At 67.9% G+C, this 8,257-nt stretch carries 6 protein-coding genes and 1 riboswitch; of the genes, 2 read left to right on the forward strand and 4 right to left on the reverse strand.

The features are described 5' to 3' along the window. The first annotated feature begins 303 nt into the window (after positions 1 to 303). A complete protein-coding gene (locus tag I6U14_RS14670) occupies positions 304 to 891 on the forward strand; it encodes a hypothetical protein (protein WP_296900261.1) in 588 nt (195 codons plus the stop codon). Between the two features lie 17 nt (positions 892 to 908). Here I6U14_RS14670 and I6U14_RS14675 read toward each other — a convergent pair whose 3' ends face one another. From I6U14_RS14675 to btuB, 4 genes are all read right to left on the reverse strand, one after another. Next, positions 909 to 1,511 (reverse strand): histidine phosphatase family protein, encoded by a 603-nt coding sequence (locus I6U14_RS14675; RefSeq protein ID WP_296900262.1) that lies wholly within the window; start codon positions 1,509 to 1,511, stop codon positions 909 to 911. A gap of 16 nt (positions 1,512 to 1,527) precedes the next feature. Further along, positions 1,528 to 2,583: a nicotinate-nucleotide--dimethylbenzimidazole phosphoribosyltransferase gene (cobT, locus tag I6U14_RS14680; protein WP_296900263.1), complete on the reverse strand. Its 1,056-nt coding sequence runs from the start codon at positions 2,581 to 2,583 to the stop codon at positions 1,528 to 1,530. After that, positions 2,580 to 3,116: a bifunctional adenosylcobinamide kinase/adenosylcobinamide-phosphate guanylyltransferase gene (cobU, locus tag I6U14_RS14685; protein ID WP_296900264.1), complete on the reverse strand. Its 537-nt coding sequence runs from the start codon at positions 3,114 to 3,116 to the stop codon at positions 2,580 to 2,582. The genes cobT and cobU overlap by 4 nt, the downstream gene beginning before the upstream one ends. A gap of 138 nt (positions 3,117 to 3,254) precedes the next feature. Beyond that, positions 3,255 to 5,183: a TonB-dependent vitamin B12 receptor gene (btuB, locus tag I6U14_RS14690; RefSeq protein WP_296900265.1), complete on the reverse strand. Its 1,929-nt coding sequence runs from the start codon at positions 5,181 to 5,183 to the stop codon at positions 3,255 to 3,257. A gap of 186 nt (positions 5,184 to 5,369) precedes the next feature. Continuing rightward, positions 5,370 to 5,681: riboswitch (cobalamin riboswitch) on the reverse strand. A 214-nt stretch (positions 5,682 to 5,895) separates the two neighbouring features. On the opposite strand from btuB, the gene I6U14_RS14695 reads away from it, so the two are divergent. Continuing rightward, the coding region (locus tag I6U14_RS14695; protein WP_296900266.1) for a chemotaxis protein CheB at positions 5,896 to 8,257 on the forward strand (2,362 nt) is incomplete at its 3' end.

An 8,257-nucleotide genomic window follows, 5' to 3' on the forward strand; every position in this document is an offset into this window, starting at 1 on the left:
TCTTGTACTTTTTGTGTGTTTTGTTTTTATGCGCCCGCCCCCTCCTCTATCCACCCCTCCCTATTCTGCGGCAGCGTCAGTTGTTTAGAAGGGACATACACCCTGGTGCCGGCACGTCCCGACGCCAGTTCGCCGGTGCAGTCCATGGACGGATGCCCACGCCCGGTCGGGCAGAGCGTACCCGACGAATAGGGGCAGGACACCGCTGCCATGGTGACAATGACCCACCGAATTGCGCTATCGTTTCCGGGGGGCGCAGCCATTGGTCACGACGCCATCATTAGATCGCAAGGGCAGGCAAGCATGCAGCTGTTCCAGCAGATCGATGCTCGCACCTTCGTGCACCGGGTCGATGCGCGGGGGCGCATCAGCCACGTGAACGCCGCCTGGCTCGACTTTGGGGCCGAGAACGGCTGGCCCGTGACCGCTGCCGATGTCGTCGGTCGCCCGCTCATGGACAGCATCGCCGACGCGCAGCTGCGCTACCTCTACGGCCTGCTGATGGCCCGGCTGCGGGCCGGGCACGGCCCCTTCCGGTTCCCTTACCGCTGTGACGCACCGGACTGCCGCCGTTTCATGGAGATGCAGATGCTGTATGACCAGGCCGCGCGGGAGATAGAGTTCCGCAGCCAGATTCTGCGCATCGAGCGGCGCCCAGAGCAGACCCTGCTAGACCCTCTCCACGCCACGGACGCACGCAGCCTCGACCTCTGCAGCTGCTGCAAGCGCGTAAGCACCCGAAGCGGCTGGGTGGAGCTCGAGGACGCCGTCATGCGCCTGCGGCTGTTCGACAGCGACCGCCTGCCGCAAGCGCACCACCGGGTCTGCCCGGCCTGCGCCGATGGCATCTCACACGCCGGTCATGCCCGCTGCAGCACTGGGGCTCACTGACTGGGGCCCGCACTGCATCACGCCCCATGCGCGACCAGGCTGGGCGCCCCACCGCCCGCCGGGAGCCGAATCCGGGTGCGGCACGCGTGGGGCACCTCCACCAGGAGAAGGGCCGGATCCGCCAAACCCAGCACGTCGCCCAGGATTGCTCGGATCACACCGCCGTGGGTCACCACCAGCGGATGGCGAGCGGGCCCGGCCATGATCTGCCCCCAGCCGACAGCGACGCGCGCACGGAAGGCCGCCAGCGGCTCGGCACCTGGCGGTGTGAAGGCCCCCGGATCGCGCCAGAAGGCGCTCAGATCCGCCGCCGGCAGCTCAGCGGCGGTGCGCCCCTCCCAGGTGCCGAAGTCGCGCTCGCGCAGCGTATCGAGCCGCGTCAGCGGCACCTGCAGCCGGACGGAGAGTGACTCGGCGAAGTCGGCGCAGCGCCGCGCCGGTGAGCACAGTACTGCGTCCCAACGCCCAACCGCCGCGTCCGCGTCGGTGGCGGCCTCCAGCTGTGCCCAGCCTGCCGCCGTCAGCGGGTCATCGCGGACGCCACGGAAACAGGCTCCGCCGGCGGCCTCGCCATGGCGCAGCAGGTCCGCCATACGCTGCACCGCTTCGCCGTAGGTCATGGACGCACTGACGCCATCAGCCGCCCTCGGCGACGCCGGCCTCGGCGAAAGTAGCCATGCCGTTGTGCAGCGCGCAGGCCAGCCGCAGCAAGGGGACGGCCGCTGCGGCGCCGCTCCCCTCCCCGAGGCGCATACCGAGATCCAGTAATGCACCGCCGCCAAGGGCGTCCAGTATGGCAGCATGGCCTGGCTCGGCCGAACGATGCGACAGTACGAGCCAGGCCTCAGCACCGCAGCAGAGCCGAACTGCGGCGAGCGCCGCGGCGCCGCTGATGAAGCCGTCCACCAAGGCCGGCAGACCGCGCTGTGCGCAGGCGACATAGGCACCCGCGAGCGCTGCGATCTCGAAGCCGCCCACCCGAGCGAGCGCTGCCGCCGGGTCAGCGAGCGCGCCGGCATGCAGGGTCAGTGCGCGCTCAATGACCGCCGCTTTGTAAGCCACACCCGCTGCGTCGAGCCCGGTGCCGGGCCCGACGAGGTCCGCCGGACGCGCATCCAACAGGGCGCAGGCCAGGGCCGTGGCCGCCGTGGTGTTGCCGATACCCATCTCACCGCCGATGAACAGGTCGGCGCCGCCCGCCAGCGCTCGATCCACCGCTGCAGCGCCCGCGGCCAGTGCCTGGGCCAGCTCGCCCTCGGTCATGGCCGGGCCCGTGGTGAAGTCCGCCGTACCGGCGCCTAGGACAGCATCGCGCACCAGCGGATGCTGCTGCATCGGCGCCACAGTGCCTAGATTCACCAGCTCCAAGCGCGCCCCCAGCTCGCGCGCGAGGACAGAGATGGTGGCCCCGCCGGCCGCCATGTTGGCCACCATCTGCGCGGTCACGGCCTGCGGGAAGGCCGAAACGCCGGTGCCGGCCACCCCGTGATCGGCGGCGAACACTGTGATCCATATTCGATCCACCCCAGGCCGCGATCGGCGCTGCAGGCCGGCAAGACGCACCGCCAGCGCCTCTAGGGCACCGAGGGCACCGGGCGGCTTGGTGAGCTGCGCCTGGTGCGCAGCAGCGTCTGCGTTGGCGCCGGCATCCGGCACCGACGCAGCGTGGCGGAACCAATCTTCTTGGGTCATGGGTTAGATCCTTCGAGCGCAGGCCCCTTGAGCGCCAGCGGCAGCCCGGCGGCGGTGAGATAGACGGCATGGCAGCCCGCGGCGAGCTGCTGGTGCAGGCTGCCGGCCAGGTCGCAATAGCGCCTCGCCAGCGCGTTCATGGGGATCACGCCCAAGTTGGTCTCATTGCCGACGAATATGACGCGCCCGGGCAGCTCCGGCAGGAGCGGCGGCAGCGCGGCGAGCTCGCGCTGCAGACGCGGCTCGTCCTCTGCCCAGAGGAGGTTGCTGAGCCAGAGCGTGAGGCACTCCACCAGCACGCAGCGATCGGAGGCAGCCTCCCGGCGCAAGATATCCACCAGTGCCAGCGGCTCCTCCACCAAGCGCCAGTGCGACGGGCGGCGCTCGCGGTGCGCGGCGATGCGGGCAATCATCTCATCATCGGACGGCCTGGCGGTGGCCACGTAGGTGACCGCGAGGCCCGACTCGCGGGCCAGGCGCTCGGCGAGGCGGCTCTTCCCGGAGCGCACGCCGCCCAAGATCAGGGTATGCATGACACTGGAGTCTCGAGTATCGAGTATCGAGTTGCGAGTTGCGAGTTGCGAGGGTTTTGGTTCGATTGATGAGGTGCGGCGAGCGAAGCGCGCAGCGCCGACTCAGCACCTGGCACCTCGCACCTCGCACCTCCACACTCAATCAGGCGCATAGCGCAGGGTCACATACAGCCCGCGGCCCGGCTGATTGTAATAGGCGACCGTCTCGTACTCCTGATCGAAGACGTTTTCCAGCCGCGCCTGAATCTGCAGCGCGTCGCTGAAGGCATAGGATGCACGCAGGTCGAGCAGGCTGTAGCCGTCCAGGCGCACGCTGTTGGCCGGGTCATCGAATCGCCGCCCGGCGGCGAAAAAGCTGGCCCCTAGCCCGACCCGGCCGAAGCGGCGATCCAGGTCCAGCCGGAAGGTCTGCTCCGGCCTGCGCGCCAAAAGGTTGCCGTCGTCGGCGCCGGCCGATTCGTTGCGCGGGTCGAGCAGCGTGAGGTTGGCGCTGATGTCGGTTGCAAGTATCCGCCCGAAGGTCACAGCCTCCAGGCCGCGGATACGCGCCCGGTCGAGATTCTCGGCGGCAAAGGTCGGCGGTACCAGCGTGATGAGGTCGTCGATGTGAGTCTCGAAGAGATTGAGCGACCAGTCCATGGGCCCGATGCGCCCGGCGAAACCTAGCTCGGCGCTGCGGGATTCCTCCGGCTCCAGGTCCGGATTGCCGCCGGCGAAAAAGGCGTCGCCGGGATAGTAGAGGTCGTTGAAGGTGGGCGCGGTGAAGGCGGTGCCATAGGCGGCGGTGATGCGCAGGTCCGGCGCGACGTCAAAACCGAGCACGACGTCGCCCGTGGTATGACCACCGAACTGCTCGTTGTCATCGTAGCGCAGGCTCGCCTTGATCGCGGCGGGACCGAACCAACCCTGATACTCGCCGAAGACGCCGATGTTGTCGCGGCTGTCCACAGCGTAGTCCACGTCGCTGGCGACCATGTCGCGCAGGTAGTCCACCCCGGCGGTGACCAAGTGCTTGCCGCCGAAGGCAAGGTCGTTCTGCAGACTCAGGCTGTCGCGCCGGGTATCGAAGCGGCTGGCGAAGGCGCCGTCTCTGAAGTTGCGCTGCTCGTCCCAGCTCCGCCCTGCGGAAAGCCTGAGGTCCCAAAGGTCCAGCGGGCGCAGGCGCACAGTCAGACCTGCCACCTGCTGCATATTCCGCGCCTCGTTCTGGAAGGCGCCGTCGTAGTCCACATCCGTCTCGGCGCGCAGGAATGAGGCGTCGACGCTGAACCGCTCGGAGACGTCGTAGCCGGCGCTGGCGCTGACACCCTGATTGGCGTAACCGTCAGCATCCGGCTCGTCCGTGCCGCAGCCGTCGAAGTACGGGAAGCCGCGTCCGGCGCAGGCATCGAAGCCCCGACTCTGATCAAAGTTGCCGGCGACACTGAAGCGCCCCTGCTCGCCGCCGCCGCGGATGCCGCCGGCGATGCCGGCCGTCTGATACCGCCCGGCGCTGAGGCTGCCGAAGGCTTGCAGCGGCCCGCCGCCGCGGCGGGTGAAGACCTGCACCACGCCGCCCGCGGCCTCCGAGCCATAGAGGCTGGAGCGCGGGCCGCGCACCACCTCGATGCGCTCGATCTGATCCACCGGCAGATTCTGAAACTCGGTCTGCCCCGTGGTTGCGGAGCCGACCTTGATGCCGTCCACCAGAAACAAGACCTGATTGGGATTGGTGCCGCGCAGATACAAGCTCGCGACCCGCCCCGGCCCACCGAAGCTTGCCATGGAGATGCCAGGCAGGCCCCGCAGCAGGTCCAGGGTGCTGCGCGCCTGGGAGCGCTCGATGTCCTCTCGGGTGACGACGCTGACGGGCGCCAGGGTGGCATCCGCGGTTTCGGCGGTTCGGGTGGCCGTGACCACCACGGGATCCACCTCGCTCACAGCATCGACGAAGCCCGCATCCGGGGCGGAATCGGCGTCAGTCGCGGCACTCGCCGTGCCGGATGTTGTGAGCGACAGCAGCGACGCTGCCACGAGCAGACCGCCGCGGCGCCGATGCCGCAGAGGCTTTTCTGGTCGACGTGTCATGCAATACCTCTCGACTCCCCGCTCACCCGCTGGGGATTTCGGTGAATTCAAGCGCCGAGAGGCGGCGGGCGGCGTGGGCGATGGACGAGGCAGGACGCACAAGGCGGCGGCCCGGAGATGCGGACGCGACCGATTGCTGCGGCGGACACACGAGCGGCACCGGCACGCCGGCACCGCCCACCGCGACGCCGCGAGCAACCGTTGGGCCGGTATCCGGGCTCACGAGCTGGGAGGCGGACCTGGCGACCCAGGGGAGCCTGGGGGCCTTGACTCGCGCGTCCCGGCCGCGACGCCTTCCCGCGGCCCAGCTGGCCACAGTGGCATGTGTCGCGGCGCGACTCGCCTACCGTTGCGGGGGCAGCGCCGGCATCACGGGCGGACGATGGAGGCAACGACTGCCTGCTGAAACCGACCACTGCGTTGAACCGGCTTCCCGTTCAACCCCGCCACCGCACAACGGCTGCGTGCGGCCGGGGCACCCATCGGAAAGCGCGAATATTCTGATGTTTTTGCGTCACGCACCGCAACCTGTGCACCTGATGCGTGTCAACTTTGGGCGGCATTTGACTCTTAGACGTGCTGGGACGTTGGTCGCCCGCCCACGACGAAAATGCGGCCCGGCCCTAACGCAGGCGGGACGACGGAGTTCGGCCGCGGCAATGGCGTACAATTCGACGGATCCCGCTGGAAACAACGCTCAGAGCAGTCCCTAATGCCAGACACCAGCAGCGGCGCCGAACTGCCGCACACCGAGGACACCCCTGCCGAAGCCAGATTCTACGTCGTCGCCATCGGCGCCTCCGCCGGTGGTCTCGACGCGCTCGAGCGCTTCTTCCATGGCTTGCCGGCGCGCTCCGGTGCGGCCTACGTCGTGATCCAGCACCTCTCGCCCGATCACAAGAGCATGATGGGCAACCTGCTCGGCCGCCACACCAGTATGCCGGTCGTCACCGTTGAGGACGGCATGGAGATCAAGCCGAACCGCGTGCATCTGATCCCGCCGGCGAGCGTCATGAGCGTCTCGCGCAACCAGCTGCGCCTGAGCCCTAAGAACCCACGCGGCCTCACCCTACCCATCGATCTCTTCTTCACCGCGCTGGCCCGGGAGTTCGGCAAGTACGCCATCGGTGTCGTGCTCTCGGGCACCGGCTCCGATGGTACCCGCGGTGCGGTGGCCATCAACGACGCCGGCGGCCTGCTGCTGGCGCAGGAGCCCGAATCCGCCAAGTTCGACGGTATGCCGCGCAGCGTCATCGCCACCGGGCTGGTGGACGGCACCCTGCCGCCAGAGGAGCTCGGACCGCGCGTGATGGATCACATCAGCCAGGCCCCACGGCCGCGCATCCGCCCGCCCGAAGACGGCGTCACAGCGGACCGGCAAAGCGCCCTGGAAGAGACGATGCACCTGCTCCAGCACCAAGGCGGCATCGACTTCCGCGAGTACAAGCCGGCGACCGTCATGCGTCGCATCGAGCGCCGTATGCAGGTGCGCCATGTGCCGGACCTGGAGAACTATGCCCGGCTCCTGGACGGCGACCGCACCGAGCTCAATGCCCTGCGCCGCGAGCTACTGATCCCGGTGACCAGTTTTTTCCGCGACCCGGTGGCTTTCGAGGTGCTGGCGCAGACCGCCATCGACACGATCGTCAAAGAGCGCGGCGAGAACCAGCCCATCCGCGTTTGGGTGCCCGGCGCCTCCACCGGCGAGGAGGCCTACTCCATCGCCATCTTGTTCGCCGAGGCCTGTGCCCGGGCGCGGCGCTGGCCGCCCATTAAGCTGTTTGCAACGGACGTGGAGCAGCATAACGTGGACTTCGGCAGTGCGGGCGTCTTCTCTGAGGCGATCACCACGGAAGTCTCTCCTGAGCGCCTGGAGCAGTGGTTCTACAAGCGCGGCAACCATTTCGTCATCAAGAACGAGATCCGCCAAAACATCGTTTTCGCGCGGCACAATCTGCTGCAGGATCCGCCATTTACGCGCATGGATCTGGTCTCCTGCCGCAACCTGCTCATCTACTTCCGCGCCGAGGCACAGGACCGTGCGCTGCGAAGGCTCCAATACGCGCTTGCGCCGGGCGGTTTTCTGTTTCTCGGCTCCAGCGAAACCTTGGCGCAGCTGCAAACGGACTTCACCGCTGTCAACTCCAAGGCCAAGGTCTTTCGCATCCTACGCCACTTGGCGCTGCCGCTGGATACCGGCGCTTCGCAGCTGCAGCGGCTCGCAGGTACGCATGCCCATCCGCGGCGCCATACACAGAAAGATCGCCAGCTCACGGATGCCGCTGCCATCGAAGCGGGTGAGTCCGTGCTGCTGCGTTCCTATGCGCCCACCAGCCTGCTGCTCAACGCCAACCAGGAGCTGATGCACGTCTTCGGCGACGTGAGTCACTATCTGCGCATCGGCGAAGGTGCCGTGACGCTGGACCTCGCCAAGCTGCTGCCGCCGTCGCTGGCACCGGTGGCTCAAGCCCTGCTGCACAAGACTGCGCGCGGACATGAGCCGCTGCGCTCCGACCTGCTCACGATGCCGTTGCCCGACGGCACCAACGAGCGGCTGCGGCTGGTCGCCCGCAGCGTTGCCCTGGAGCATGGCGAGGCGCACCTCCTGCTCTCCTTCGAGCCGGATACCACACCGGTGGACGATGTCGCACCCACGGCGGGCGGCATCGAGACCATGAACATCGACCAGGAGCACGCGGAGCGCGTTCAGACCCTGGAGCGCGAGCTCGCCGCCACCCGCGAGAGCCTGCAGGCCACCATCGAGGAGCTCGAAACCGCCAACGAGGAGCTCCAGGCCACCAACGAGGAGCTGATGGCCTCCAACGAAGAGCTCCAGTCCTCCAACGAGGAGCTGCAATCGGTCAACGAGGAGCTCTACACCGTCAATGCGGAGAACCAGGAGAAGATCGAGATCCTGAACCGCCTCAACGCGGATCTCGACAACATGGCCAAGGCGGCCGCCATCGCGACCATCTTCGTCGATGCCAACCTGCTGCTGACCCGCTTCACACCCGAGGCCACCAGCCTGTTCAAGATCCGCGACGGCGACCTCGGGCGCTCCATCGAAGACTTCA

It is taken from the genome of Thiohalocapsa sp. (genome assembly GCF_019695415.1).
In the GTDB taxonomy this organism is placed as follows: domain Bacteria; phylum Pseudomonadota; class Gammaproteobacteria; order Chromatiales; family Chromatiaceae; genus Thiohalocapsa.